At 65.3% G+C, this 262-nt stretch carries 1 protein-coding gene; it reads right to left on the bottom strand.

The window, feature by feature from the left end; genetic code table 11:
* On the bottom strand, nucleotides 1–238 hold a 238-nt coding region (locus SB754_RS20975), incomplete at its 3' end, for an MlaD family protein (protein WP_410784279.1).
* Nucleotides 239–262 lie beyond the last annotated feature (24 nt).

The following is a 262-nucleotide window of genomic DNA, read 5'->3' as shown; positions in this document are numbered from 1 at the left end:
CACCGATCCAGGCGTTGTTCACCCGCATGTCGACCCGGACCTTGTCGCCGTCGAGTTCGACGGCACGCACCTCACCGACCTTGACGCCGGCGACCCGCACCTCGGCACCGGGTTTGAGACCGGCCGCCTCGGAGAAGTTGGCACCGTAGGTGACACCTGCCCCCAGGAGTGGCAACGAGTTGAGGAAGAAGGCGGACGAGGCCACCATCAACAAGATCAGGATGCCGAGGAATCCCACGGTGACGGGGCTTCTGCCCTCACC

It is taken from the genome of Leifsonia sp. SIMBA_070, assembly GCF_046534635.1.
Lineage (GTDB): Bacteria > Actinomycetota > Actinomycetes > Actinomycetales > Microbacteriaceae > Leifsonia.
Note: the sequence above shows the minus strand (reverse complement) of the source record. Positions and strands in the feature narration are given on the sequence as shown.